This window comes from Cupriavidus sp. FW305-27 (assembly GCF_058787995.1).
Window position 1 is genome coordinate 24,410 of sequence record NZ_JBYTAG010000006.1, and the last position, 26,835, is coordinate 51,244.

At 68.5% G+C, this 26,835-nt stretch carries 23 protein-coding genes; 15 read left to right on the forward strand and 8 right to left on the reverse strand.

Annotated features, from left to right (window positions below):
- Nucleotides 1-2: 2 nt before the first annotated feature.
- Nucleotides 3-677 (reverse strand): SOS response-associated peptidase, encoded by a 675-nt coding sequence (locus tag AC3WRI_RS04110; protein WP_010812445.1) that lies wholly within the window; start codon nt 675-677, stop codon nt 3-5.
- A gap of 240 nt (nt 678-917) precedes the next feature.
- On the opposite strand from AC3WRI_RS04110, the gene AC3WRI_RS04115 reads away from it, so the two are divergent.
- Both AC3WRI_RS04115 and AC3WRI_RS04120 read left to right on the forward strand, forming a co-directional pair.
- Nucleotides 918-2,570 carry an AMP-binding protein gene (locus AC3WRI_RS04115; RefSeq protein WP_011617010.1) on the forward strand — a complete coding sequence of 551 codons (1,653 nt, stop codon included), beginning with the start codon at nt 918-920 and terminating at the stop codon, nt 2,568-2,570.
- A 148-nt stretch (nt 2,571-2,718) separates the two neighbouring features.
- Nucleotides 2,719-3,450 (forward strand): BON domain-containing protein, encoded by a 732-nt coding sequence (locus tag AC3WRI_RS04120; protein ID WP_010812447.1) that lies wholly within the window; start codon nt 2,719-2,721, stop codon nt 3,448-3,450.
- Between the two features lie 18 nt (nt 3,451-3,468).
- Here AC3WRI_RS04120 and AC3WRI_RS04125 read toward each other — a convergent pair whose 3' ends face one another.
- Nucleotides 3,469-4,551 (reverse strand): GlxA family transcriptional regulator, encoded by a 1,083-nt coding sequence (locus AC3WRI_RS04125; RefSeq protein WP_011617011.1) that lies wholly within the window; start codon nt 4,549-4,551, stop codon nt 3,469-3,471.
- A 185-nt stretch (nt 4,552-4,736) separates the two neighbouring features.
- On the opposite strand from AC3WRI_RS04125, the gene AC3WRI_RS04130 reads away from it, so the two are divergent.
- Entirely contained in the window at nt 4,737-5,996 is a 1,260-nt protein-coding gene (locus AC3WRI_RS04130) for a M20/M25/M40 family metallo-hydrolase (protein WP_011617012.1), read from the forward strand.
- Nucleotides 5,997-6,118: 122 nt separating this feature from the next.
- Entirely contained in the window at nt 6,119-6,382 is a 264-nt protein-coding gene (locus AC3WRI_RS04135; RefSeq protein ID WP_010812450.1) for a hypothetical protein, read from the forward strand.
- A gap of 25 nt (nt 6,383-6,407) precedes the next feature.
- Here the strand turns inward: AC3WRI_RS04135 and AC3WRI_RS04140 are convergent, their stop codons facing one another.
- Both AC3WRI_RS04140 and AC3WRI_RS04145 read right to left on the reverse strand, forming a co-directional pair.
- Nucleotides 6,408-7,985, reverse strand: a complete 1,578-nt coding sequence (locus AC3WRI_RS04140) for a phospholipase D family protein (RefSeq protein ID WP_011617013.1) — start codon at nt 7,983-7,985, stop codon at nt 6,408-6,410.
- Nucleotides 7,986-8,159: 174 nt separating this feature from the next.
- Complete coding sequence (locus AC3WRI_RS04145; protein WP_041688374.1) at nt 8,160-9,200, reverse strand: ABC transporter substrate-binding protein; 1,041 nt, start codon at nt 9,198-9,200, stop codon at nt 8,160-8,162.
- A gap of 543 nt (nt 9,201-9,743) precedes the next feature.
- Here AC3WRI_RS04145 and AC3WRI_RS04150 point away from each other — a divergent pair.
- Entirely contained in the window at nt 9,744-10,742 is a 999-nt protein-coding gene (locus tag AC3WRI_RS04150) for an isopenicillin N synthase family dioxygenase (protein WP_011617015.1), read from the forward strand.
- 103 nt (nt 10,743-10,845) lie between these two features.
- Here AC3WRI_RS04150 and AC3WRI_RS04155 read toward each other — a convergent pair whose 3' ends face one another.
- Both AC3WRI_RS04155 and AC3WRI_RS04160 read right to left on the reverse strand, forming a co-directional pair.
- Nucleotides 10,846-11,418, reverse strand: a complete 573-nt coding sequence (locus AC3WRI_RS04155) for a superoxide dismutase family protein (protein ID WP_010812454.1) — start codon at nt 11,416-11,418, stop codon at nt 10,846-10,848.
- Between the two features lie 152 nt (nt 11,419-11,570).
- Complete coding sequence (locus tag AC3WRI_RS04160) at nt 11,571-12,506, reverse strand: LysR family transcriptional regulator (protein WP_011617016.1); 936 nt, start codon at nt 12,504-12,506, stop codon at nt 11,571-11,573.
- 388 nt (nt 12,507-12,894) lie between these two features.
- On the opposite strand from AC3WRI_RS04160, the gene AC3WRI_RS04165 reads away from it, so the two are divergent.
- The 8 genes from AC3WRI_RS04165 (at nt 12,895) to AC3WRI_RS04200 (ending at nt 22,450) form a co-directional block, all read left to right on the forward strand.
- On the forward strand, nt 12,895-13,860 hold the full coding sequence (locus AC3WRI_RS04165) for an alpha/beta hydrolase (RefSeq protein ID WP_011617017.1): 966 nt from the start codon (nt 12,895-12,897) through the stop codon (nt 13,858-13,860).
- Between the two features lie 183 nt (nt 13,861-14,043).
- A complete protein-coding gene (locus tag AC3WRI_RS04170; RefSeq protein WP_011617018.1) occupies nt 14,044-15,285 on the forward strand; it encodes an efflux RND transporter periplasmic adaptor subunit in 1,242 nt (413 codons plus the stop codon).
- A gap of 194 nt (nt 15,286-15,479) precedes the next feature.
- The gene (locus tag AC3WRI_RS04175; protein ID WP_041688376.1) at nt 15,480-18,665 is read left to right on the forward strand and encodes an efflux RND transporter permease subunit; all 3,186 of its coding nucleotides are present in this window, start codon (nt 15,480-15,482) and stop codon (nt 18,663-18,665) included.
- 11 nt (nt 18,666-18,676) lie between these two features.
- Nucleotides 18,677-20,209: an efflux transporter outer membrane subunit gene (locus AC3WRI_RS04180; RefSeq protein ID WP_037025558.1), complete on the forward strand. Its 1,533-nt coding sequence runs from the start codon at nt 18,677-18,679 to the stop codon at nt 20,207-20,209.
- A gap of 104 nt (nt 20,210-20,313) precedes the next feature.
- Entirely contained in the window at nt 20,314-20,877 is a 564-nt protein-coding gene (locus AC3WRI_RS04185; RefSeq protein WP_010812460.1) for an SRPBCC family protein, read from the forward strand.
- Between the two features lie 77 nt (nt 20,878-20,954).
- Nucleotides 20,955-21,434, forward strand: a complete 480-nt coding sequence (locus AC3WRI_RS04190) for a YbhB/YbcL family Raf kinase inhibitor-like protein (RefSeq protein ID WP_010812461.1) — start codon at nt 20,955-20,957, stop codon at nt 21,432-21,434.
- Nucleotides 21,435-21,459: 25 nt separating this feature from the next.
- Nucleotides 21,460-21,891, forward strand: a complete 432-nt coding sequence (locus AC3WRI_RS04195; RefSeq protein ID WP_011617020.1) for a hypothetical protein — start codon at nt 21,460-21,462, stop codon at nt 21,889-21,891.
- A 91-nt stretch (nt 21,892-21,982) separates the two neighbouring features.
- Complete coding sequence (locus AC3WRI_RS04200) at nt 21,983-22,450, forward strand: DUF2127 domain-containing protein (RefSeq protein WP_011617021.1); 468 nt, start codon at nt 21,983-21,985, stop codon at nt 22,448-22,450.
- Here the strand turns inward: AC3WRI_RS04200 and AC3WRI_RS04205 are convergent.
- Nucleotides 22,402-24,204: an ExeM/NucH family extracellular endonuclease gene (locus AC3WRI_RS04205; protein ID WP_492292656.1), complete on the reverse strand. Its 1,803-nt coding sequence runs from the start codon at nt 24,202-24,204 to the stop codon at nt 22,402-22,404. The genes AC3WRI_RS04200 and AC3WRI_RS04205 overlap by 49 nt on opposite strands.
- A 152-nt stretch (nt 24,205-24,356) precedes the next feature.
- On the opposite strand from AC3WRI_RS04205, the gene AC3WRI_RS04210 reads away from it, so the two are divergent.
- Both AC3WRI_RS04210 and AC3WRI_RS04215 read left to right on the forward strand, forming a co-directional pair.
- On the forward strand, nt 24,357-24,647 hold the full coding sequence (locus AC3WRI_RS04210; RefSeq protein ID WP_010812465.1) for an antibiotic biosynthesis monooxygenase family protein: 291 nt from the start codon (nt 24,357-24,359) through the stop codon (nt 24,645-24,647).
- Between the two features lie 9 nt (nt 24,648-24,656).
- A complete protein-coding gene (locus tag AC3WRI_RS04215) occupies nt 24,657-25,295 on the forward strand; it encodes a CDP-alcohol phosphatidyltransferase family protein (protein ID WP_011617023.1) in 639 nt (212 codons plus the stop codon).
- A 42-nt stretch (nt 25,296-25,337) separates the two neighbouring features.
- On the opposite strand, the gene AC3WRI_RS04220 is transcribed toward AC3WRI_RS04215, so the two are convergent.
- Complete coding sequence (locus AC3WRI_RS04220; RefSeq protein WP_011617024.1) at nt 25,338-26,831, reverse strand: N-acyl-D-amino-acid deacylase family protein; 1,494 nt, start codon at nt 26,829-26,831, stop codon at nt 25,338-25,340.
- Nucleotides 26,832-26,835: the final 4 nt, after the last annotated feature.

Here is a 26,835-nt window from a genome sequence, read left to right on the forward strand (position 1 = left end):
GCTTACTCCGAGTCGGGGATTGGCGCTCCCTGCACTTTGGGCGCCGGTTCGGCCCGCATGGCGTCTGCGGGCCAGAGCGTCAGGAAGGTGCGCGCGACCTCGGGATCGCGGCAGGCGAGCCAGTCGTCCCACTGTTCACGCGGCACGATCACCACTGACCGCTTTTCCTCGCCCGGCTTGTGAAAGCGCTGCATCACCGGGTGCTGGGCCGAGTTGATGGTCAGCATGGTGAAGGACAGCGACTGGTCCGGCCAGCTGCGCCACAGGCCCGCAATGCCGAAGGCCGGCTCGCCGGGCAGCCAGACGCGCCAGCGCACCGGCTTGCCGGGCGGGCCGCCGGGCGCTGCATCTTCGGGATACGCAAACTCATAGAACGCCGTGGCCGGCACCAGGCACAGCTGGCCCTGGCGCCAGTAGCGCGCAAAGGCGGGGCGTTCGCCCACGGTCTCGCTGCGGGCATTGGTGGTGTCAAAGCGCCGTGCGCCGGGCGGGATGCGCGGGCGCGGCACCATGCCGAACGAGGCCAGAGCGCCACTGCGCGTGCCATCGTCCGCGGCGCGCACGATCGGCGCCGCGTAGTCCGGATAGGTTTCAGCCTTGTACAGCCCCGGCGGCGGTTCCACGCCGAAGATCTCGCGCAGGATCCGGCTCTGGACCGGGGCGTAGTTGGTGCACATGCGCTGTCTCCTGGCGGCGATGCCCGTATCGTCGGCGCCGGGCGGTGCCGCGTCAAGGGTGCCCGGAGGTGCGTCAGGGTTCACGGCAGGGATGGCAAAAACCGTCAGCCGCGCTGGCGGAATCGGTTATTGCCTGCTCCCGTGGCGCTCGCGCACACTCTTGCGGCAGCCGTTGCGCGCCGGCACCCCGCGCGCAGCGGCCACCTACCAAAAGGCACCAGCCGGAATACAGGAGACATCATGCGCGACTACGCCCAAGCCTTCGACGGATTTTCCTATGACGACGCCGTGGCACGGCAACTGCACGGCAGCCAGGAGGCAATGAACGCCTGCGTCGAATGCTGCGACCGCCACGCGCTGCCGGGCCGTATCGCGCTGTTCTGGGAAGGGCGAGACGGCAATTCGCGCAGCTGGACCTTTACCGAGCTGCAGGCACTGTCCGCGCAGTTTGCCGGCTTCCTGAAGGCGCAGGGCGTGCAGCCGGGCGACCGCGTGGCGGGCCTGCTGCCGCGCAATGCGGAACTGCTGGTGACGATTCTCGGCACCTGGCGCGCCGGCGCGGTGTACCAGCCGCTGTTCACGGCCTTCGGCCCCAAGGCCATCGAGCACCGGCTCAATGCGTCCGGCGCGAAGGTTGTGGTCACCGATGGCGCCAACCGCCCCAAGCTGGATGACGTGGATGGCTGTCCCGCCATTGTCACCGTGGCCGGCGACAAGGGCCGCGGCCTGGTGCGCGGCGACTTCAGCTTCTGGGCCGAACTGGAACGCCAGCCGGCGTCGTTCGAGCCGGTGCCGCGCCGGGGCGACGACCCCTTCCTGATGATGTTCACCTCCGGCACCACCGGCCCGGCCAAGCCGCTGCTGGTGCCGCTCAAGGCCATTGCCGCGTTTGCCGGCTATATGAGCGACGCGGTCGACCTGCGCGCGGAAGACGCTTTCTGGAACCTGGCCGATCCGGGCTGGGCCTATGGCCTGTATTACGCGGTCACGGGCCCGCTGGCGCTGGGCCATCCCACCACCTTCTACGATGGCCCGTTCACCGTGGAGAGCACATGCCGTGTGATCCGCAAGTACGGCATCACCAACCTGGCCGGCTCGCCCACGGCATACCGGCTGCTGATCGCCGCGGGCGAGGCCGTGTCAGGCCCGCTGCGCGGGCGGCTGCGCGCGGTCAGCAGCGCGGGCGAGCCGCTCAACCCGGAAGTGATCCGCTGGTTCGCCAGCGAGCTGGGCGTGACCATCCACGACCACTACGGCCAGACCGAGCTGGGCATGGTGCTGTGCAACCACCATGCGCTGGCGCATCCGGTGCGCATGGGCGCGGCCGGCTTTGCCAGCCCCGGGCACCGCGTGGTGGTGGTGGACGATGAACAGCGCGAACTGCCGCCGGGCCGGCCGGGCACGCTGGCGCTGGACCTGAAGCGCTCGCCGATGTGCTGGTTCGGCGGCTATCACGGCACGCCCACCAGCGGGTTTGCCGGCGGCTACTACCTGACCGGCGATTCCGCCGAGCTGAATGACGACGGCAGCATCAGCTTCATAGGCCGGGCCGACGACGTCATCACCACCTCTGGCTACCGCGTGGGCCCGTTCGACGTGGAAAGCGCGCTGATCGAGCACCCGGCCGTGGTCGAGGCCGCGGTGATCGGCAAGCCCGATCCGGAGCGCACCGAGCTGATCAAGGCCTTTGTCGTGCTGGACCCGCAATATCGCGCCGCGCCGGAACTGGCCGAGGCGCTGCGCCAGCACGTGCGTAAGCGCCTGGCCGCCCATGCCTACCCGCGCGAGATCGAGTTCGTCGTCGAGCTGCCCAAGACCCCCAGCGGCAAGGTCCAGCGCTTTATCCTGCGCAACCAGGAAGTGGCCCGCGCGCGCGAGGCGGCCGCTGCCTGAGGCCTGAGCCGTTCCCGGACCGCTTCCTATAATGAGGAAGCGGTTGCCAGGCCCCGGGGGTGAAGGAGCCTGCGGCGCCGCGCAAGGCGCGCCTGCAGGCAGGGGCGCGCGTCTTCCATCTCCAGACCAATCGGGCGAGGCGAACAAAATGCAGAGTAGCGAAGCGGTGCTGACGCAGGCGCGCGCAGCCTTGGCGCATGTGCCTTATCAGGGTCATGTCCTCCATCCCACCATCCAGTTGCGGCTTTCCGACGGCGCGCTGATCCTGGAAGGCGAGGTGGCCGATATCGTCGACAAGACCCGGGCCGCGGCGACGGTGCGGCGCGTGGACGGTGTAACCAGCGTGATTGATCACCTGCGCGTGGCCAATGGCGGCATGCAGGTAGGCGACGGCGAACTGCGCGACGCGGTGTGCGAGCGCCTGCTCAATGCCATCGATTTCCGCAATTGCAGGATCTGCGCGCGCGTCAAGGGCAAGCCCGAGGCCATGCGCGAAGCCGTGGGCGAACGCAGCGGCTGGATTGAAGTGGAAGTGCACGACGGCGTGGTCACGCTGTGGGGGCAGGTAATCAGCCTGTCGCACATGCGCCTGGCAGGGGTGCTGGCCTGGTGGTCGCGCGGTTGCCGCTGCGTGGTCAATGAACTGGTGGTAGCGCCCGCCGAAGCCGACCGCGACGACGAAATCACCGAGGCACTGATGCTGGTGCTGGAGACTGATCCCTTCATTGATGCCGGCCAGGTCAGCGCGCGCACCGAGAACCGCGTGGTGACGCTGGAAGGCTGCGTCGCCAGCGAGGACACGCGGCGCCAGGCCGAGCGCGACGCATGGTACGTGCAGGGCGTTGAGAACGTGGTCAACCACATCGCCTTGCGCACCTGAGCGCTGCCCTGGGCGCGGTCACTCCCCGGTGCCGCGCCGTACCGCGGCATCTTCCATGCGCCAGTAGCGCCGCCGCGCCCGCAGCGCAAAGCGGGCGCGATAGTCTGACATCGACATGCCCGTGGTGCGCTGGAACAGCCGCCGGAACGCGGCGGCGTCGCTGTAGCCGCAGGCTTCGGCAATGCCCTGCGTGCCGTGCAGCGTGACTTCCAGCAGCATGCGTGCGCGCTCCACGCGCAGGGTGTGCAGGTAGTCCAGCGGGCTCAGCCCGGTGACCTGGCGGAAATGCCGCAGCAGCGTGCGTTCGCTGACCGCGGCCGCCTGGGCCACCGCGGCCAGCTTGTAGGGCTCGGACACATGGTCCTGCAGCCATTGGATGGCGCGATACACCGGGCTGTCGGCGGTGCGGCTGAGCCAGCGTTGCGACACCAGTGCCGGCACGTTGCGCTGGCGCTCGGGCTGGAACAGCATCAGCCGCGACGCCGCCTGTGCCAGGTCCGGGTCGTGCAGGTGGCCCAGCACGCGCAGCATGAATTCCACCTGCAGCGCCGGCGCCACGCACGAGAACACACGCTGGTGCACGCTCATGGCCTGGTCGCTGCCCAGGTCGCAATGCGGATACTGGCGCATCATCCAGCTCTGGTACATCCACGGCGCGCCGGTCCTGGCGCCGTCGAGCAGCCCCAGCTGCAGCGGAAAGACCATCCCCGACGAACACGCCGCGATCCAGCCGCCGGCCTGCGCATGGCGTTCCACCAGGCGCAGCGCCGCGGCATCGCGCTTCACGATCTCGCCCAGCTGCAGCGCATTGCTGGCCAGCAGGGCCGGGATCACCAGCAGCGTGCGGCGGTCCGCGGCCCGTGCGCGCCGGGTGGAGGACACCAGCCCCGGCAGGTCCGCCGCCAGCGTGCGCCCGTTGCTGCCGCACAGCTGCCAGCTCAGCGTGGGCGCGGCGTCGGGCCGCTGCAGGCTGGCGACGCCGGCCACGGTGCGGAGCACGTCGAGCGTGGTGAACAGGCTGCCCGGCATGGCTTGCGGCAGCCATAGCAGGCGGACATGCAGCGGGATGTTCTGTGACGGCGGCGCGATGGCGGCGGGCATGCCTGGGGGCGTGGTCGGGTGCATGGCGCGAAGAGTTGGCAGGATGTCGTGGCGGGATCGGCATCCGGATTGGCGATATTGATCCTCCCCTAAGGTTCTGGCAAGGGCTAGCATCGTGCCGTTGTGCCGCGGCGCCGCCCGTGCGCCGGGGCATGGCACCAACAAGACCAATCCGAGGAGATTCCATGCCGTTTTCCGTTCGCCACGTTGCCGTTGCCGCCGCCCTGACGCTTGCCGGGGCCGGTACCCTGGCCAGTGCCGCCCAGCCCGATGCCGCGCTGCTGTCCGCCGCGCAGTCGGCCCAGCCCGCGCTGGTGCAGTCGCTCAAGGAGATGGTGTCGATCGAATCCGGCAGCGCCAACGCGAAGGGGCTGGCGCAGATGGCCGGCTATACCGAGAAGCGCCTGCAGGCGCTGGGCGCGAAGGTTGAACGCATGCCCGTCACCAAGGGTCCGGGCACCATGGTCAAGGCCACCTTCACCGGTACCGGCAAGCGCCGCATCATGCTGATTGCCCACATGGACACGGTGTATCCGGACAACACCCTCGCCACGCAGCCCATCCGCGAGGAAGGCAACCGGCTGTACGGGCCGGGCATTGCCGACGACAAGGGCGGCATCGCCGTGATCCTGCACTCGCTGGAGATCCTGAAGAACCAGGGCTGGCGCGACTATGCGCAGATCACGGTGCTGTTCAACCCGGACGAGGAGGTCGGCTCGGTCGGCTCCGGCGAAGCCATCGCCGCGCTGGCCGCGCAGCACGACGTGGTGCTGTCGTGCGAGCCGACCGCGGCCAAGGACGTGGTCAAGGCCGAGTCGCTGCTGCTGGGCGCTTCCGGCACCGCCACCGCCACGATGCAGGTCAAGGGCCGAGCATCCCACGCCGGCGCCGCGCCGGAGCGCGGCCGCAATGCGCTGCTCGAACTCGCCCACCAGCTGCAGCAGACGCGCGACACCGCCAGCCTGGTGCCGGGCTCGCAGCTGAACTGGACCCAGGCGCAGGCCGGCACGGTGCGCAACCAGATCCCGGAAAGCGCTGTCGCCTACGGCGATGTGCGCACCACCGCGGCCGGCGCCGCCGAGAAGCTGAAGGTGGCGCTGCAGGACAAGGTCAAGTCCGGCCAGCTGGTGCCGGAGACGCAGACCACGGTGACGATGGAAGAGGGCCGCCCGCCGTTCGTGGCCGACGCGCGCGGCCGCGCGCTGGCCAAGCGCGCGCAGGAGATCTACGCCGAGCTGGACGGCCGCACGCTGGCCCTGGCCGAAGGCACCGGCGGCGCCACTGACGCCAGCTATGCCGCGCGCTCGGGCAAGCCCGCGGTGGTGGAAAGCTTCGGGCTGGCCGGCTTCGGCTATCACGCCCGTGACGAGTACATCGAACTGGACTCGATCGTGCCGCGCCTGTACCTGATGACCCGCATCCTGCAGGATATCGGGCGCAACTGAGCCGGCGCCGCCAGGCCTGCATTGCCGGCGCCCGGTTGCCCCTCCCGGCAAGCCTGCTACAGTGTCATGGCTGCCCGCATGCGGCGGCCATGACAAAAGAGACCTTGCAGGGGGAGACAGAGATGAACCGCAAAGGCTTGCTGGACGCGGCCACGGCACTGGAAGACCTGGCCGCCGGCCGCACCCCCGCACCCGCGCAGGTGGCCGCCGGTGCCGCCGCGCTGGAAAAAATCCACGCCGATTACCCGGCCTGGCGCGACGTGGGCGATGCCTTGTTTGGCCTGAAGGCGCTGGCCGGCGGCAGCGGCATGGCGCTGGACACCAAGGGGCGCCAGCGCGCCGGCCGGCTGGCCGATGTGGTGCGCAGCCTGCTCGACCAGATCTGAGGGGCGGTGCCCCCGGGAACCCGTTCTACAGCATCGACTCGATCGGCAGGATCGACAGGAACCAGATGCCAAGCCGGCGCCACCAGCTGGTGTTCGGCTCGGTGTCGTGGCGGATGACTTCGTCGTCGCGCCGTTCCAGCCAGTACAGCTTGCCGGTTTCATCGAGCTTGACCTGGTAGGCCGCGCGCGGCACCACGCTGGCGAAGGTGGATTCGATCCGGCCGGCCAGATCCGGGCTGTCGATGACGAAGCCCAGTTCGGTGTTGATCGTGGCCGAGCGCGGGTCGAAATTGAACGAGCCCACGAAGACCCGGGTGCCGTCGACGGCAAAGGTCTTGGCGTGCAGGCTGGAGCCTGAGCTGCCAAAGGGGCCGGCGCGCTCTTCCTTCTTGCCGGGCGCGGCCGAGCGGCGCAGTTCATACAGGTCCACGCCAGCTTCCAGCAGTGCCTTGCGCCGCTTGGCATAGCCCGAATGCACGGCGGCCACGTCGGTGGCTTCCAGCGCATTGGTCAGCACGCGCACCGCCACGCCGCGCCTGGCCATGTCGGCAAAATAGGACGTGCCGCCCGTCGATGGCACGAAGTAGGGCGAGACCAGGTCAAGCTCGCGCTGCGGGTCGCCCAGGATTTCACGCAGCTGGTGCGCCACCAGGGTGTCGCGCGATGCCTCGCCGAGAGCCTTGGCCGGGTTGTCGCTGACCATGCGCGTTCTTGCCCACTGGAACCGCAGCGTGCCGTCCAGCATCCGCTGCACGTCAGGCAGGTCGCGCACCGCGGCCAGGTAGGCGGCGGCAGCGGGGTTCTGCTCGACTGCGCGGGCATTGCTGACCAGCGCCTGCAGCCGTTCGACGCTGACCGGCGGCACCAGCCGGTCCACCGGGTAGGCCGACGCACTGGACCAGTAGCGGTCGAAATCGTGCGCCACGTCGCCGGCCGCGGGCCCGATGGCGATCACGTCGAGGTCGGCAAACAGCACGCCATCGGTGGCGCCGAAGTATTCGTCGCCGACATTGCGCCCGCCGATGATGGTGGCGACGCCGTCGGCGGTGAAGGACTTGTTGTGCATGCGCCGGTTCAGGCGCCGGAAATCAGTCAGGAAATTGAGCGCCTTGGGGTGGCGGATCACGAACGGGTTGAATATCCGCACCTCGACCTGCGGATGCGCGTCCATGGCCGCCAGCCATTCGTCCATGCCGGCGATGCCGTTGTCGTCAAGCAGCAGGCGCACGCGCACGCCGCGGTCGGCGGCTTCATGCAACGTTTCCAGCAGCAGGGTGCCGGTCAGGTCGTCGCGCCAGATGTAGTACTGGACGTCTAGCGTGCGCTGCGCGGTGCGCGCCAGATGCACGCGCGCGGCAAAGGCAGCGTAGGCATTCTCGAGCGGATGGATGCCGCTCAGGCCCGGATGGCGCGCCACTTCGCCGGCCACCGCCTGGCCCAGCGGAGTGGCCTGGGATTCGGCGGGCGTCAGCGCAAAGGATTCGGTGCGGGGATCCAGCGGCGGCAAGGCGCAGCCGCCGAGCAGGGCGGCACAGCACAGCAGCAGCGAATTGGCACGCAGGCGGCGGTGGGGGGCGAACGCGGCGTCTGTCGGCGATGGCATGGCGGGTCCTGTCGGGCCCCTCGCGGGGTCCGATCGTTACGGCAATGCCGCCATGTTGCCATGCCGCGCGGGCCGCGGGCTTAATTACGCACCGGGAGCGGGAAGTGGTGGCGCGCCACGGGGCTCCGGCGCATCGCTCAGGCCAGGGACGATATAGAGACGGGCGTGCTCTCCTTACGCCTTGAGGCGGCGGTCCGATGGCGCTGGCAGGAACTGGTCAGTCCAGATGTCCGCCACCGTCAGCGGCGCCTTGATGCCGAAGGCGCCGACGGTTTCATCCAGCGTTGCCTGCAGCCGTGCCGGCGTGGCCGCGCCCCAGCCGTCGCGCCGGGTGTCGGGCGTCTTCATGGTGCCGTCGACGATCAGGCGCAGGCGCTCAGTCTCCAGCGCCTGGTCGGCCAGCGGCTCGCGCGCCTTGACCGCGGCACCGCCCGCGGCGGGATTGGCAATGGCGTCGAGCCAGCCGCGGGTAGAGGCCTTGACGAAGGCCTTCATCACCTCCGGATCGGATGTCATGCTCTTGCGGTTGGCCACCAGCCCGTTGCCGTAGGACTTCATGCCGTAGTCCGAGAAGCGGAACACGGTGATCCTCTCTGGCCCCATGCCGCGCGCCTTCAGGTTCACCAGGCCGGTGAAGAAGAAGTAGGCGGCGGCATCGAAGTCGCCCTTGACGAAGCGCGTGTCGCCGATATCGGGCGTGACGCTCTCCCACTTCACGCCGCCGGGGTCGAAACCCTGTGCCCTGGCGAAGACCGGGAACAGCTTGCGCGAGGCATTGAACGGCTGGCCCAGGATGGACTTGCCGGCCAGGTCCGCTGGCCTGACGATGCCGCTGCCCTTGCGCACCAGGATCGCGTTCGGATTCAGGTCATACTGGATGGCCACCGCCTTGAGCGCGGCGGACGGATTGGTGGTGTTGAATTCGATCATCGCCGCGAGGTCGGCCGAGGCGCAGTCATAGGCGCCGCCCGCGACCAGGCTGATGGCCGAGGCCGAGCCGTTGCCGGTATCGATGGTGACGTCCAGCCCGGCGTCCTTGTAGTAGCCGCGCTGGTGCGCCAGCAGGAACCCCGCGCCCGAGGCTTCCACCTTCCAGCCGAGATTGAACTTGAACTTCTGCAGCGAGCCCGCCGCGCGGACATGGGGCACCGCGAACGGGGCGGCGGCAAGCAGGGCGGTGGCGCCAGTGGCGCGCAGGAAGGAACGGCGACGCATGTCTTTCTCCGGAACGAATGTCACTGGACGATGCGTGCGCGGGCCGGTGGCGCGGGTGCGGAAGGAGAGCGTGGCCTCCCAGGACGCCGGCACCACGCCGCGCCGGCATGCGGCCAGGGCATGCGCGGGGACCGTGCACATCATCGGGAGCAATTTCCGGGCGGCGTGCCGCTGAACGCTTCTACTCCGCTGCGGTTTCAGCAGGATCCGTGCCGGGCGCTGCGCGGCGCCATGCACCAAGCCGTTGCCCGGCATGCGCCATCACGGCGCAAGCCCCGGCGCAATCGCTGCGATCCCGGTGCAAAAACCCCTGGCCCGGAACCTGCATAACCTCGGGCAAGAGTAGAAGCGTTCACCATCCGCGCGGCGCGTCGCAGACGCACGCCGGATGGCCGGGAATTGCTCTTGAAGTCCGTGCCTCTCGCCATCGCGCAGGCTGGCACAGGCGACCTCAGGAGCGCGTTGTCCCGGCGTGCGTTGCCATGGTGGTCTGCCTGTGCCGGCGAGGGGCCAATCCCTGACCCGCTTTGCACAAGGAACACCATGAGCCAACCAGACACCGCCTACGCCCTGGCCGAACTCCACCGCGAATCGCGCATGGGCGCGTTCGGTTCGGAAACCCGCCAGCGCGAGATCCGCCGCATCGACCTGTCCGACTACGCGCGGCGCAAGGCGCAGATCGCCGACGAACTGTGGCAGGCATCGGTCGACGTCGGCTTCTTCCAGATCGCCAACCACGGCATCGACCTGACCAGCGTGCGCGAAGCCTTTGCCATGACCGAGCGCTTCTTCGCGCTGCCTGACGCCGTCAAGGCGCAATACCCGCTGCAGAAGGCCAACAACGCCGGCTGGGAAAGCCGCGCGCAGGTGCGCCCCTCGACCGGCACCCCGGACCAGAAGGAGTCCTACCAGATCACGCGCCCGCACATGGCCGGGCTGTGGCCCGGCGATGACGAACTGGAAGGCTTTCGCGCCACCATGCTTGCCTTCGAGGCGCAATGCTGGGAGGTGGGCATGAAGGTGCTGTCATGCTTCGCCGGCAAGCTCGGCTTTGCCAGCGACTTCTTCACGCAGGCGCACGATCCGCGGGCGCCGGACTACCAGAGCACGCTGCGGCTGCTGCACTACTACGCGATCCCGCCCGAACTGCGCGACAAGCTGGAGCTCTGGCGCGCCGGCGCGCATACGGATTTCGATTGCCTGACGCTGCTGTTCCAGCGCCCCGGCCAGGGCGGGCTGCAGGTCTGCCCCGGCAAGGAGATGGAGGCGCAGGCATGGACCCCGATCGAGCCGGACGAGGAAGTCATCACCTGCAATATTGGCGACATGCTGATGCGCTGGAGCGACGACCGGCTGCCGTCGAACTTCCACCGCGTGCGCAATCCCGCGCCGGATGAATACATGGGCCCGCGCTACAGCATGGCGTTCTTCTGCCAGGCCAACCGAGGTGCGATGATCGAAGGGCCGGGTGGCAAGTATCCGCCGATCAGCGCGGGGGACTACCTGCGGCAGCGGGTGAATGCGAATTTCAAGGGGTATTGAGGCGCGGAAGAATTTCCATGCCGACGGTCTGCTCCCCCTCTCCCGCTTGCGGGAGAGGGAGTCCACCCGCAGTCGCTGGACGCGCCGGTAGTGAGCCTACGACTTACGAAGCCGCGACAACCCCGCAAGCAATCCGCCCGCCCGCATTACCGGTCGGCTGCGTCTTGTAGTCGTCCGGATCCTTGTGTACCACCACCGCGCGGCCGATCACCCCGTTGGCGCCCGTGCCAACGGTCAGGTCCGGCAGCAGCATGCTGACGCGAACGTTGCCGCTGGCGTCCGCGGTGACGTTGTTCATGTCGCCGGCATGGTGGTCGGGCATGGTCATCTGGCCGTGGGGCTTGCCGGTCGGGTTGAAGTGGCCGCCCGCGCTCATCGCGTCAGGCGCGGAGCAGTCGCCCTTCTCATGGACGTGGAAGCCGTGCACGGAGTTGGGCGGCAGGCCGGTGATCGCCGCAGTCATCATCACGCCGCCGGGCTGCTGCTGGAAGGTCACGGTGCCGCCAGTATTGCTGCCGCTCTTGGGCTGGAGCGTGGCCGCCGCCCTGGCGCTGCTGCTGGCGCTGGTGCCGGACGCGCTGGCCGCAGACGAGGAGCTCATGCCGGAGCCGGCGCAGCCGGCCAGTGCAATGGTCGCGGCGATGCAGGCCGCCAGGGGGGGAAGCACTTGTTTCATCGGACTCCTCTTCTTGTCATGATTTCGGAAGAAACAGTATAGGCTGGCCGGCGCCAGGCCGATTTCCGGTTTTGTCCTACATGCCGCACTAGACTGAGTGCACTAGTGTCCTGTTCCGTAGATACGGAACAGGACACTAGCCAATCACGCCATCAGGCTGCGGCTGCCAGCCGCTGCTGTGCCGCACCAAAGTGCGGGTGGCGCGAGAACAGGTCCGCTGCCCAGTTGACGAACACCCGCACCTTGGCCGACAGGTGCCGGTTCTGCGGATACATCGCCGAGATCGGCAGTTCTTCGGTCTGCCAGTCGGTCATGACCTCCACCAGCCGGCCGCTGGCCACATAGGGCTCGGCCATGGCGCGCGAGACCCGTGCCACGCCGTGGCCTTCCAGGGCGCAGCCCATGTAGACATCGGCATCGTTGGTGGAAATGGCCGACGGCAGCAGCACCTCGCTGCGCTCCATGCCGCGCGCCATGGGCCACGGCATCTCACGGCCGGTGCGGTTGGACAGGAAATTGACCGCCTTGTGCTGGGCCAGTTCGGCCAGGTCGTGCGGGGTGCCGAAGCGGTTCAGGTAGATCGGCGAGGCGTAGAACGCCAGTTGTACATGGCCGATGCGGCGGGCCACCATGGATTCCTCGACCGGCGTGCCCACGCGCAGCACCACGTCCACGCCTTCCTGCAGCAGGTCGATCGGCTTGCCGTTGATGGTCAGGTCCAGCTTCAGGTCCGGGTAGGCCTGGAAGAATTCGTGCAGGTGGGGCACCAGCACCAGCTGCGCCAGCCCCGCGGTGGTGTCCACCGACAGCGTGCCGCGTGGCGAGTTGTTCTGCCGCGTCAGCGACTGCTCGGCTTCCTCGACATCGGCCAGGATGCGCACGCACCGTTCGTAATAGGCCGCGCCGTCGTTGGTCACGCTGATGCGGCGCGTGGTCCGGTGCAGCAGCTTGACGCCCAGGTGGGTTTCCAGGTTCTGGATCAGGCGGGTCAGCGTGGCCTTGGGCAAGTCCATCGATTCCGCGGCGCGCGCAAAGCTGCCGACGTCCACGACCCGGGTGAATGCCTGCATTGATACGAGACGGTCCATGATGAGGTTCCGACGATAGATCCGAACGGCGTGCCGCGCGCGCTCGTGACGCACGTGGCCATGCTGGTTGTTGTTGTGGGGAGTCTGCCGGCTGGCTGGTACAGGGACTGCGCGCTGGCTGGGCGCGGGTTCCGGCATGGATTTCTGATCGGGCGCGCACCGGCCTGGCAGACCGCCGCGCGTGCCGAGAGCCGCAGTGAATCACAAAATCCAAGACCTTGTCATGCGTGGGGATATGCGGTTTCAGTGGCATGACGGGGCGGTTTGCGATTATTCCAATCCCGGAACAGTGCATTGGCGATCTCTCGCTTTATCCCATCCTCGTCAATCACCATAATCCGTTGCATCGCAACACTCAAGCGCATTGTTTCCGCCGTGCGCCAACGCCATGTCCGAGAAGCCAGGCCAACGCCCTGATGCAGCCAGCGCCGCCTCTGCCCCCACGGCAGCCGGGCAGGGGCAGGTGCGCGTGGCCGAGCATACGGTGACCAGTGACGGGCGCGAGATCCTGGTTCGGGTGTGCTACCCGGCGGGCTATCCGGCGCCGGGCGCCGAGGGCGCCGCGCTGCTGCCCTGGCTGGTGTACCTGCATGCCGGCGGCTTCGTCGAAGGCGGCCTGGAACACGCATGCCATCTGGTGCAGGACCTGGCCACCACGGTGCCGGCGGTGGTGGTAACGCCGGCGTATTCGCTGGCGCCGGACCATCCGTTCCCGGCGGCGCCGGAGGACGCGCACAGCACGGTGCAGTGGGTGCTGCGCAATGCCCGGCGGCTGAAGCTGGACAAGATCCGCTTTGCGCTGGTGGGCGAGGAGGCCGGGGGCAACCTGGCGATCGCGCTGGCGCAGATGCTGCGCGACCGCGGCACCGCGCAACCGCGCGGGCAATGGCTGATCCGCCCGGTGACGGACCCGTGCCTGCAGCATGCGTCCTGCGCGGGGTTCGACGGCGGGCAGGTGCCGATGGACACCCTGCGGCGCCTGGCCGACAACTATCGCGATTACCTGCCGACGCCGGCGGATACGGTGCATCCGTATGCCGCCCCGGCGCTGGCCTCGCGCCTGGCCGGGCTGCCGCCCACGCTGGTCCAGGTGGCTGAATACGACGCGCTGCGTGCCGAAGGCGAAGCCTTCGCCGGGCGCCTGGCCAAGGCCGGTGTGCCGGCCCAGGCCATGATCATGCCCGGCGCCTGCGGCGACGGCGTGGAAGAGGCCCATGACAGCTGTCAGGCATGGGTCGACGAAGGTGCGCGGTTCCTGCGGCGATGTCTGGCCGCGGCCGACGATACCTCATCCCTGACTGAACGCCGCGCTGACGCCAACGCCAGCCGGCCTGGAGCCAAGCCCGCCGGCTGAGCCGCTCCAGACAACCGCCAGCCGGCTCTGTTTCGGCCAGAGCCAGGACCGCCGCGACACGCAAGCGGTCCTAAGTCCGACCATCAGTTTGGCCATGGTTCCGGTCCGCCCACGCGGACCGGCAGGCGGCGTTCGGCCATTTGCTTTTCCGGTTGAAGAAAACCCGATCCAGGAGTTTGAGAAATGCAGCAGCAGAAACGACGTACTTTGATTGCCCTCGCCATCGTCGTGGTGCTGGGCGCCGGCGTGGCCGGCTCGATCTTGCGCCCGTGGCATGGAGGCGAAGCCCATGCCAACACCCCGCCGCCCGCGCCGGCGATTGAAGTGGCCGCCGTGGTCGGCCAGACCATCACCGAGTGGGATGAGTTCTCCGGACGGGTCGAGGCCGTGGAGCGCGTCGAGATCCGCCCGCGCGTCGGCGGCACCATTGACGCCGTGCACTTCCGCGAGGGCGCGCTGGTGAAGAAGGGCGACCCGCTCTTCACGATTGACCCGCGTCCTTATGCCGCGGAAGTCGCCCGTGCCGACGCCGCGCTGGGCGCGGCGCAGGTGCGCGCCGCCCATGCGCAGAGCGAACAGACGCGCGCCCAGCGGCTGCTGGACGACAACGCGATCTCGAAGCGCGAGTTCGACGAGCGCATCAACGCGGCCCGCGAAACCAGTGCCAACGTGCGGGCTGCCCAGGCGCAGCTGGAAACCGCACGCCTGAACCTGGCCTACACCCGCATCACCGCGCCGGTCGCCGGGCGCGTGTCGCGCGCCGAGATCACCGTCGGCAACCTGGTGGCTGCGGGCACGGGCTCGCCGGCCCTGACCACGGTGGTGTCGGTGTCGCCGATCTATGCCAGTTTCGAGATCGACGAGCAGAGCTACCTGCGCTACACCGCGCCGGGTGCCGGCGGTGGCCAGCCCAACCTGCCGGTCTACCTGGGCCTGGCCAACGAGGACGGCAATCCGCATGAGGGCAAGATCCAGTCGGTCGACAACCGCCTGGACCCGCGCAGCGGCACCATCCGCGTGCGCGCGGTGTTCCAGAACGAAGACGGGCGCCTGCTGCCGGGACTGTACGCCAAGGTCAAGCTGGGCGGCGGCGCGCCGCATGCGGCGGTGCTGGTCAATGACCGCGCCATCGGCACCGACCAGGGCAAGAAGTTCGTGCTGGTGGTCGACAAGACCAACAAGCTGGTCTACCGCGAAGTGGAACTGGGGCCTAACCATGACGGCCTGCGCGTGGTGCGCAAGGGCCTGAAGCCGGGCGAGACCATCGTCGTCAATGGCCTGCAGCGCGTGCGGCCGGGCGACACGGTCCAGCCCAAGCCGGTGGCGATGGCCTTCCGCAGCGAACTGGAACCACGCGGCACTACGCCTGACCGCAAGCAGGCTGCGAGCGAGAAGGGCGAAGCCGACGTGAAGCCGGTGAGCTGAGTCATGCGAGCCGATGGTTTGCTCCCCTCTCCCGCTGAGGGGAGAGGGAGCCGGCCTGAGCGATGTTTGATTCCGTCGCTTATGGTAACCACGTGAACCCGCACACCCAGCGCCCCTAGTTTTTTTCGCTCCCAAAGCAGTTGATGGTGCCCGCCATGGCGGGCCGCCAGGGGAGCGTTTTTGCAGAGACCAAGATGAATCTCTCTAAATTTTTTATCGACCGCCCCATCTTCGCGGGGGTGCTGTCGGTGCTGATCTTCCTGATTGGCGCCATATCGATGTTCAAGCTACCGATCTCGGAGTACCCGGAAGTGGTGCCGCCGTCGGTGGTGGTGCGCGCGCAGTTTCCGGGCGCCAACCCCAAGGTGATTGCCGAGACCGTGGCTTCGCCGCTGGAAGAGCAGATCAACGGCGTCGAAGACATGCTGTACATGTCTTCGCAGTCCAACAGCGACGGCCTGCTCACGCTGACCGTGACCTTCAAGCTGGGCACCGACCCGGACAAGGCCCAGCAGCTGGTGCAGAACCGCGTCTCGCAGGCCGAGCCGCGCCTGCCGGAAGACGTGCGCCGGCTGGGCATCACCACGGTCAAGAGCTCGCCGGACCTGACCATGGTGGTCCACCTGGTCTCGCCCAACGACCGCTATGACATGACCTACCTGCGCAACTACGCGGTGATCAACGTCAAGGACCGGCTGGCGCGCCTGCAGGGCGTGGGCCAGGTGCAGCTGTTCGGCTCGGGCGACTACGCCATGCGCGTCTGGCTCAATCCGGAGAAGATGGCCGAGCGCCAGCTCGCCACCAGCGACGTGGTCAGGGCCATCCGCGAGCAGAACGTGCAGGTGGCGGCCGGCGTGATCGGCCAGTCGCCGGCGCTGCCGGGCGCGGACCTGCAGCTGTCGGTCAATGCGCAGGGCCGCCTGAGCACGGTGGAGGAGTTCGCCGATATCGTCGTGCGCACTTCCGCAGACGGTGCCGTCACGTACCTGAAGGACGTTGCCCGCATCGAGCTGGGCGCGTCTGAGTACGCACTGCGCTCGCTGCTGGACAACAAGCCGGCCGTGGCCATTCCCATCTTCCAGGCGCCGGGCTCCAACGCCATCCAGATCTCGGATGACGTGCGCAAGACCATGGAAGAGCTCAAGCAGAACTTCCCGGACGGCATCGACTACAGCATCGTCTATGACCCCACGCAGTTCGTGCGCCACTCCATCGAGGCGGTGACGCATACGCTGTTCGAGGCCATCGCGCTGGTGGTGCTGGTGGTGATCCTGTTCCTGCAGACCTGGCGCGCGTCGATCATCCCGCTGCTGGCGGTGCCGGTGTCGATCGTCGGTACCTTCGGGCTGATGCATGCGTTCGGCTTCTCGATCAACGCGCTGTCGCTGTTCGGGCTGGTGCTGGCCATCGGTATCGTGGTCGATGATGCGATCGTGGTGGTGGAAAACGTCGAGCGCAATATCGAAGAGGGGCTGACGCCGAAGGAGGCCACCTACAAGGCCATGCGCGAAGTCAGCGGCCCCATCATCGCCATCGCGCTGACGCTGATCGCCGTGTTCGTGCCGCTGGCCTTCATGACGGGCCTGACCGGCCAGTTCTACAAGCAGTTCGCGCTGACCATCTCGATCTCGACCATCATCTCGGCGTTCAACTCGCTGACGCTGTCGCCGGCGCTGTCGGCACTGCTGCTCAGGAGCCATGACGCGCCCAAGGACTGGTTGTCGCGCTGGATGGACCGCGTGTTCGGCGGTTTCTTCAAGCGCTTCAACCGCTTCTTCGGCCGCAGCGCTGAAAGCTATGGCCGTGGGGTGAAGGGCGTGATCCGCCGCAAGGGCTCGGTATTCGGGGTCTACGCGGTGATGCTGGCGCTGACCTGGGGCGTGTTCCAGCTGGTGCCCAAGGGCTTTGTGCCGGCGCAGGACAAGCAGTACCTGGTGGGCTTTGCCAAGCTGCCGGACGGCGCCACGCTGGACCGCACCGAGGACGTGATCCGCAAGATGAGCGATATCGCGCTCAAGCATCCGGGCGTGGAATCGGCGGTGGCCTTCCCGGGCCTGTCGATCAACGGCTTCACCAACAGCCCCAGCGCCGGCATCGTCTTCGCCACGCTCAAGCCGTTCGAGGAGCGCAAGACCAAGGAGCTGTCCGGCGCGGCGATCGCGGCCGACCTGAACCAGAAGTACGCGGCCGTTCAGGATGCCTTTATCGCGGTGTTCCCGCCGCCGCCTGTGCAGGGCCTGGGCACCATCGGCGGTTTCAAGCTGATGATCGAGGATCGTGCGGCGCTGGGCTATGACGCGCTGTTCGAGGCCACCAACGCGTTTGCCAACAAGGCGCGCGCCACGCCCGAGCTGACTGGCATCTTCAGCAACTACCAGGTCAACGTGCCGCAGCTCGACGTCAAGCTGGACCGCGTCAAGGCCAAGCAGCTGGGCGTGCCGGTGACCGAGGTGTTCGACACGCTGCAGACCTACCTCGGCTCGGCCTATGTCAACGACTTCAACAAGTTCGGCCGGACCTACCAGGTCAAGGTGCAGGCAGACGCGCCGTTCCGCGCCCATGCCGAGGACATCCTGCAGCTGAAGACGCGCAACGCCGCCGGCGACATGGTGCCGCTGTCGTCGCTGGTGCAGGTCAAGCAGGGCTTTGGTCCGGACAGCGTGGTGCGCTACAACGGCTTTACCGCCGCCGACATGAACGGCGGGCCCGCGCCCGGGTTCTCGTCGGGCCAGGCCCAGGCCGCGGCCGAGCGCATTGCCGCCGAGACCCTGCCCAAGGGCATGAAGTTCGAATGGACCGAGCTGACCTACCAGGACATCCTGGCCGGCAATGCGGGGGTGTGGATCTTCCCGCTGTGCGTGCTGCTGGTGTTCCTGGTGCTGGCTGCCCAGTACGAAAGCCTGACGCTGCCGCTGGCGGTGATCCTGATCGTGCCGATGAGCCTGCTGGCGGCGATGACCGGGGTGTGGCTGACGCAGGGCGACAACAACATCTTCACGCAGATCGGCTTCATCGTGCTGGTGGGCTTGTCAGCGAAGAACGCGATCCTGATCGTGGAGTTTGCGCGCGAACTGGAGCATCACGGCCGCACCGTGGTGCAGGCCGCGATCGAAGCCAGCCGCCTGCGCCTGCGCCCGATCCTGATGACCTCGTTCGCTTTCATCATGGGCGTGGTGCCGCTGGTGATCTCCACCGGCGCCGGCTCCGAGATGCGCCATGCCATGGGCGTGGCAGTGTTCGCGGGCATGCTCGGCGTGACCTTCTTCGGGCTGTTCCTGACGCCGGTGTTCTATGTGGCGCTGCGCCTGCTGGCTACGCGCGGCCAGCGCCGCGCGGCCACGCAAGAGCAGGGCGCGCAACTGACGGCATCGGCTGAATAATGGTGATCAACATGAATGCCCCTGCATTTTCGACAACAAATTGGCTGCCTAAGCTGGCGACCCTGGCGGCAGCGCTGATCCTTGCGGGCTGCTCGCTGGCCCCGACCTACAAGGTGCCCGAAACGGCCACCGTGCCGGCCTTCAAGGAGGCCGAGGCCGCCCAGGCCGAAGGCGCGCAATGGAAGACCGCGACGCCGGCCGAAGGCCAGCATCGCGGCGACTGGTGGAAGATCTTTGGCGATGCCGAACTGGACCGCCTGATCGACGCGGCTGGCAGCTCCAACCAGGATCTGGCGATTGCCGCTGCCCGCCTGAAGCAGGCGCGGGCCTTCACGGGTGCCACTGAGGCGGACCTGTACCCGCAACTGAGCGTGGGGCTGGACCCGACACGCGCGCAGCCGTCGGCGGCCTCGCAAGGCTTGCCTGACGGCACGCGGGTGCCGCCGCAGACGGTGCTGAAGGCGCGCGCGTTCGCCAGCTATGAGCTCGACCTGTTCGGCCGCGTCGCGTCCAGCGTCAACGCCGCCCGGGCTGAAGGCGAGGCCGCGGAGGACCTGTACCGCTCGGTGCAGCTGGCGCTGCAGGCCGACGTGGCGCAGGCGTACTTCGCGCTGCGCACGCTGGACAGCGAGCGCGACCTGCTCAATGCCACCATCAAACTGCGCGAGGATGCGCTGTCATTGCTGAAGAAGCGCTATGACGCCGGCGAGACCACCGACCTGGATCCCGCCCGTGCCGAAGCTGAACTCGGCACCGCGCGCGCGGACCTGGCCGGCATCGAACGCCGCCGTGCCAACCAGGAGCATGCGCTGGCGGTGCTGACCGGCGTGCCGCCGGCGGCATTCTCGCTGCCGGCGCGCCCGTTCGACGCGGCGCCGATCGCGATTCCCGCCGGGTTGCCGTCCGAGCTGCTGGAGCGCCGCCCCGACATCGCCGCGGCGGAACGCCAGATGGCCGCGGCCAACGCGCGCATCGGCGTGGCCAAGGCGGCGTTCTTCCCGCGCATCACGCTGACGGGGCTGTTCGGCTTTGAATCGGCGGACCTGTCGAACCTGTTCAAGTGGTCGTCGCGCACCTGGGCGCTGGGGCCGCTGATCGGCTCCACCATCGCACAGACCGTGTTCGATGGCGGCCGCAACAGCGCCAACCTCGCCGGTGCCCGTGCCGCGCACGAGGAATCCGTGGCCGGCTACCGGCAGACCGTGCTGGTGGCGTTCCGCGAGGTGGAAGACAGCCTGGCGGACGTGCGCTGGCTCAGCCAGCAGGCCGGCGCGCTGGACGGCGCACTTGGCGGCGCCCGGCGCGCGGCGCGGATCTCGCGTAGCCGCTACGATGCCGGCGCGGTCGATTACCTGACGGTGATCGATGCCGACCGTACCGTGCTGCAGTCGCAGCGCGAGGCCAACCAGGTGGCCGGCCTGCGCGCTGCGGCAACGGTGTCGCTGATCCGCCGGCTGGGCGGCGGCTGGGGCCCGCTGCCGGAGACGGTGGCGGCCGTGCCGGCGCCGGCGGCCGAGGGCGCGCCGGCATCCCAGGCCCGCTAAGCAGCGCGGGACTGGCGCGATGCTTCCCAGTCACTACACTGGAAGCATCGCGCCATGCGTACAGGATGCACGGGGGCGCCCCGGATGCATCCTGTCCCGCCGCCATGCTTGTTCGACACAGGAAACCGTTCTGGGGACTGATCTTCGCCGCGATCACCGTAGGCATGCTGCTGGCGCCGCTGCCATGGTCCGACCGCACCGCCATCCATGACGAGGTGGTGATTGCGCGCCCGCCAGCGCAGGTGTTCGACTACGTGTCCACGCCGCTGCACTGGCCCAAGTGGCATCCGGCCTCGCTCGGCGTGGCGGGAGCGACCGACCATCCGCTGGGGCAGGGCGAGCGCGTGACCGAGACCTTCATGGTGGCGCAGCGCGGTGGCGCGGTGGTCTGGACCGTCATCGAAAGCCAGCGGCCGCGCACATGGTCGATCGAAGGCGTGGCCGAAGGGCGCAGGGTCGGCACCATCACCTACCGGCTTACGCCCGCCATGACGCCGTCGCTGACCCCGTCGGCCGAACGCACGCGCATTGAGCGGGAATTCCGCTACCGGTCGCCTACGCTGCTCTTTGCCCTGATCAACCGCCTGACGCTGCGCGAGCGCGTCCAGGCCGAGTCCACCGAAGCCGTGCGCCGGCTCAAGGCGCTGCTGGAGACGCAGCCGCCATAGCGCGCGGCGACGCCTTGCGTGGGACACCGATCCGGCCTAAGTTGGAGCCATCCCTCAGTGCGTCCAGCGAGGCCCGTATGCCGTTCCAGCTGCAATCGACCGCATTCGCCCCGGGTGGCGAGATTCCCGCAGAGCACACCTGCGAAGGCGCCGATATTTCCCCGCCGCTTGCCTGGACCGGCCTGCCGCCCGGCACGGCCAGCCTGGCGCTGATCGTCGACGACCCCGACGCACCCGACCCCGCCGCGCCGAAAATGACCTGGGTCCACTGGCTGCTCTATAACCTGCCGTCCCATGCCGAGGCGCTGCCGGCGGATATCGGCAAGGCCGGGCTGCCCGCGGGCACGCGCGACGGGCTGAACGACTGGCACCGCGCTGGTTATGGCGGCCCGTGTCCGCCGATCGGCCGGCACCGCTACTTCTTCAAGCTGTATGCGCTGGACGTGGCGTTGCCGGACCTGGGGATGCCTGACAAGGAGGCGCTGGAGCGGGCGATGCGGGGCCATATCCTGGCCACCGCAGAGTTGATCGGCACTTACCAGAAGCTGCAGCGCTAGGCGCGGTGCGGCCGGAGGCTACGTCATGTCGTACCGAATGCTCCGCCTTGATGTTCGTTGGCCGTGGTGGCGGCTGGCGGCGGCCGGGGCGCTGTCACTGCTGGCCGTGGCCGGCCCGCTGCGTGCCCAGCCGCATGAATCCGGCCCGATCACCATCGGCGGTTCGGCGCAGGTGCAGGGGCCGCTGACGGTGCACGGCAAGCTGGTTGTCGCCGGCCACGTCTATGCCAGCGGCCCGCTCACCGCCGCGTATTTCACCGGGCCAGCCACCGCACGGGGGCTGCCGTACGGCGGCGGCTATCTCAAGGTCTTCAACGGCCCGGTGACGGTGCATGGCGACATGGTGGTCAGGGGCGACCTGAGCGTGGCCGGCCCGCTGACCGTGGACGGCCCCATTGCCGCCAGCGGCGGCATCGATGCCGACGGGCCCATGCGCGAGCGCGAATACGGGCGCTGACAGCGCGCACCGGCGCCACGCAATGCCGGCATTGCCTGCCGGTGTTGCACAATACCGGCTTTGCAATTCTTGCATCGACCGGGGACACCGCATGGCAAAGCAGGGCGCAATGGGGCTGAGAGGTATCGCATTGTTCGAGGCCGCCAAGGGCTTGCTGGTGATCGTGGCCGGCCTGGGCCTGGCCGCACTGCTGCACCGCGACGCCCAGGCGCTCGCGGAAGCCATCATCCAGCGCCTGCATGTCAATCCGGCCAGCCGCTATCCCACCATCTTCCTGTCCTTGCTTGCGCATCCCGACAACGCCCGCCTGTGGGCAATCGGCGGCTCTGCCGTGGTCTATACGCTGATGCGCTTTGCCGAAGCGTACGGGCTCTGGCGCGGGCTTGCATGGGGCAACTGGATCGGGGTGTGGTCCGGCGGCATCTACATTCCGCTGGAACTGTACGAGGCCCTGGTCCACCCCAGCTGGCTGCATGGCACGCTGGCGGCAGCCAACCTGCTGGTGGTGCTTTACCTGGCGCGGGGGCTGCTGGCGAAGTCGACCACCAGGGGGTCGTGATCCGATGAACGGTAGGGGCCGGGCGCGTAGTGGCCCGGCACCGCAGGCGCACCCGGCGCCGGGGCGTAGGAGAAGGCCGGAGGCTCGTCGGCATTGATATGCCAGGCATGCACGGCCATGACATGGCGGGCCGCGGCGGCATCGGCAAGCACATGATCGAGATAGCCCGCCTGGCCGTTGTAGACGTAGCTGTATGCCGGCTTCCCGGCGAATTCCGCGACCATGTCGGCATAGCCGCGGCGCGCCAGCACGCGCACGGGGTCTTCCATGGCATAGCTGTTCAGGTCGCCGATCACCAGCACGCCCGCGCCGGCCACGCCCGTCGGCGTTGTGCCCAGCCATTCGGCCAGCGCCTGGGCTGCCTGCACGCGCGCGGGATTCCAGCAACCCTGGCCATCACCCTGGTCGGCTTGCGCGCCGGTGGCCTCGGTGCACGTCTTGGACTTGAAATGATTGACCACGACCGTGACCGGCGTGCCGCCAGCCGCCGCGCGGAAGGTGCCGGCCAGCGGCTGGCGGCTGCGCTCGCCCAGCCAGGTGGTGGCCGTGCGCCCGGCGGGCACGGCGGTGCGGGCGTTGTACAGCAGGCCGACAGCGATGGCATTGCTGCCAAGCGCCGGCGTGCCGGGATCGAGCACGCGCCAGTCCGGCCCCAGCCGCGTGGCCAGCTGGCGGATCGCGCTGTACTGGCCGTAGCCGTCGTTTTCTACCTCCATCACGCCGATCACGTCCGCATCCAGTCCCCGCAGCGCGGCGAGCAGCCTGGCTTCCTGGCGTGCCAGCGCCGCGGCGTCCTGCGCGCCGCGGTTGCCGGGGGCATCGAAACCGCCGCCCTGGCCGTCACCATTGAAGTAGTTCTGCAGGTTGAAGGCGGCCACGCGCAGCGTGGTGGCCGGATGCCGCGGCGGGGCACCGCGGCGCGGGTTGGTGGCCTGGAATACCGGCGCGCTCGCTCCGGGCACCGGCTGCAGGCGCCACTGCCCGTGGCGTTTTTCCAGCACCCCCTGCACGCCGCTGACCGTGTCTCCGGCCCGCACCGGGTGGTCCGCGGCCAGGCGCGGTGGCGGGTAGGGCACCACGGCGGGATACTGCCGCGTCGAGCCATCGTCAAGCAACAGCCGGTTGCGGGCGTTGGCGGCGGCGGCTTGCCGCGCGGCCGTTCCCGGCAGTGCCTGTTGCGTCGGCGCGATGGGCCGGCCGTCGCTCAGCGCCAGAGTGCCATAGCGACCAAGCTCATGGGTATCGGCAACCGTCAGCGTCTGGGGCAGGCGCACCAGCATGCCTTCACGCGCGGCAAGATCGGATTCGCCCGCGACCGGCAAGGCCAGCGTCTGCGGCGTCACCGCCATGCTGCGTGCGCACACCGCCAGCGCACCGGACAGCACCAGCTGCGTCTGCCCGAATTTCTCTTCGACCCTTCCGGACACGCGCACCATGTCGCCGGCGCGCGCCGTGGTGCGTGGCGCGTAAACAAACAGGCCTTCCGACACGCCGGGCCGGTGCAGGCGTTGCGCGTCCGCGGTCTGCAGGAAGAAGCCGCGCAGGCTGCCATCGCCGCTGAAGGCCGCGGTGACGACTGCCTCTACCTCCACCACGCTGCCCGCGAGCGGCGACGCCGCCGCGGCACCCTGGATCTCGGCGATCGACGTCGCCGGCGTGCCGCATGGTTGCGATGCAGCATGCGCGCCCGCCAGGCAGGTCAAGGCGAGGGCGGGCAAGACGGCCCGGGCGAGGTGGCGCTTGCGCAGGGACATTCGCATGGTGTTATCGGCAGGTAGTGGCAGGGTGGACGATGCTAACCGCCGCGTGTAACGGAATGCTTGCAGCAGGCATGTGGCCCCGCGATCGTGCTAAGGTAGCAGACACCCGCCGGTGCCCCGGCATCTACTCCATTGGTAAAACCGTCATGATCAAGGAAATCGCACAACTCACCATCAAGCCCGGCATGGACAAGCAACTGGAGCAGGGCGTGAGCCAGGCCACGCCGCTGTTCCTGCGCTCGCGCGGCTGCCACGGCGTGCAGCTGTTCCGCTCGATCGAGCAGCCGGAACAATACACGCTAGTGGTGGAATGGGAGACGGTGGACGACCATATGGTCCATTTCCGCGAATCGCCCGAGTTCCAGCAATGGCGCGCCCTGGTCGGTGAAACCTTTGCCGCGCCGCCTGACGTGCACCACGTGGCCAAGGTCCTGTAAGCGCACGCCATGAGCACCCGGCCGGAACGTCCCCGCCATTTCTCGATGCTGCGCGAGCTGCAGCTGGCCGATGTCTTTACGCTGGGCAATGCGGCCTGCGGCATGGGGTCGGTGTTCTTCGCCATGTTCTACGTGGCCGACCAGCAGTTGTCGCATTTCTACACGGCGGCGGCATTGGCGCCGCTGGCCTTTATTTTCGACGTGCTTGACGGCCGCATCGCGCGCTGGCGCCATGCGCATTCGGCGCTGGGGCGCGAACTGGATTCGCTGGCCGACGTGATCTCGTTCGGCGTCGGGCCGGCCACGCTGGCCTTTGCCGCCGGCATGCGCGGCGGCTGGGACCTGGCCGTGCTGATCTACTTTGTCTGCTGCGGTGTCAGCCGGCTGGCGCGCTTCAACGTCACCGCCGAATCCCTGGCCGAGGGCAGCGACAGCGGCAAGGTCGCCTACTTCGAAGGCACGCCGATCCCGACCAGCGTGCTGCTGACCGCGGTGCTGGCATGGTGCGCCTGGCAAGGCCAGCTTGGCGGCGAACTGCCGGGCGGCGCGTGGGTGCTGGGCCCGGCGGTGCTGCATCCGCTGGTGCTGCTGTTCGCGCTGTCGGGCACGCTGATGGTCAGCAAGACGCTGCGCATTCCCAAGTTCTGAGCCGCCGGCGGCTTCGCTTCTGGCGGCCCCTTGCTGCGGGCCTCAGGCAGGCGCCGCATTTCCCGCCTCGGGACCTGCTGGCCGCGTGATGACCTGCCCGTCGCGGGCCCCGCTGTGCGCGCCGTGCTGCCAGGTAATGGTGCCGTTGACGATCACGGTGTCGATGCCTTCGGCTGGCCGGGTGGGGGTTTCGTAACTGGCGGCATCGCGCACGTTGGCCGCATCGAAAACGACGATGTCGGCATGGTTGCCCACGGTAAGCGTGCCGCGCCGGTGCAGGCCGAAGTTGCGCGCCGTCAGTCCGGTCATTTTCCAGACCGCCGTCTCCAGCGGGAACAGGCCGACCTCGCGGCAGTAGTGCCCCAGTACGCGCGGGAAGGTGCCCCACAGGCGCGGATGCGGGCTGGCGCCGACGGGGATGCCGTCGGAGCCGATCATGGTTTCGTCGAAGGCAAGGATGCGCTGGACATCGTCCTCGTCCATCTGGAAGTAGATCGCGGTGCCCGGCTGCAGGCGGCGCGCGGCTTCGTCCTTGGGCACGCCCCATTCCCTGGCGATGTCGTCGAGATCGCGGCCCGCGCATTCGGGGTGCGGTTCGCTGGCGGCGATCAGCACCCGGCCGTCGAGCATGCCGCGGTCAGTGCGGATCATGGTGGAGCCGGCCGTGTACGGGTAGCAGTCGAGCGACACGCACTGGTGCTTCATGGCCTCGCGGATAAAGGGCAGGGTTACCTGGCTCTTGCCAAAATTGGCCTGCCTCTGCACCTTGTGGTGCGACACCACCACCGGCACGTCGAGCTCTCGGCCGATGCGGAAGGTCTCGTCGAGCGAGGCCATGACGTGGTCGGACTCGTCGCGCATATGGGTGACGTAGAGCGCCTTGCGCACACTGAGCGGCCGGCAGACTTCGATGATCTCCTCGGTCGTCGCCATGGCGGCGGGCGGGTAGAAGGTGCCGGTCGACAGGCCGATCGCGCCGGCCTGCATGGCCTCCTCGACCAGCGCCTGCATGGCGGCGATCTCCTTGGCATCGGCTGGCCGGTCCAGCGCCGCCATGGTGACCGCGCGCAAGGTCGAATGCCCGACCATGGCGGCTACATTGACCGAGCTCGGCATGGTACGCAGCGCGTCGAGGTAGGCGGCGAAGGTGGTGAAGCGGCCTTGCGCCGGTGTGTCGATCAGGCTCAGCGGCATCGGCAGATCCATGTCGGCGCGCAGCGGCGCGGCGCTGATGCCGCAGTTGCCGGCGATCACGGTGGTGACGCCCTGCGAGACTTTGAACGGCATGGTGGGTTGCGACAGCACCGCCTGGTCATCATGCGTGTGCGCGTCGATGAAGCCTGGGGCGACGATCAGGTCCGTTGCATCCAGCACGCGGTCGGCCGTGTGCCCGGCGAGGTCGCCGATCGCAGCGATGCAGCCGTCGCGCACGCCGATATCGGCGCTGAAGCGGGGTGCCTTGCTGCCATCGATCACGGTGCCGCCGGCGATCAGCAGGTCATAGTGCGGGGCGTGTGCAGAGGTGGGGTCGGACATGGGA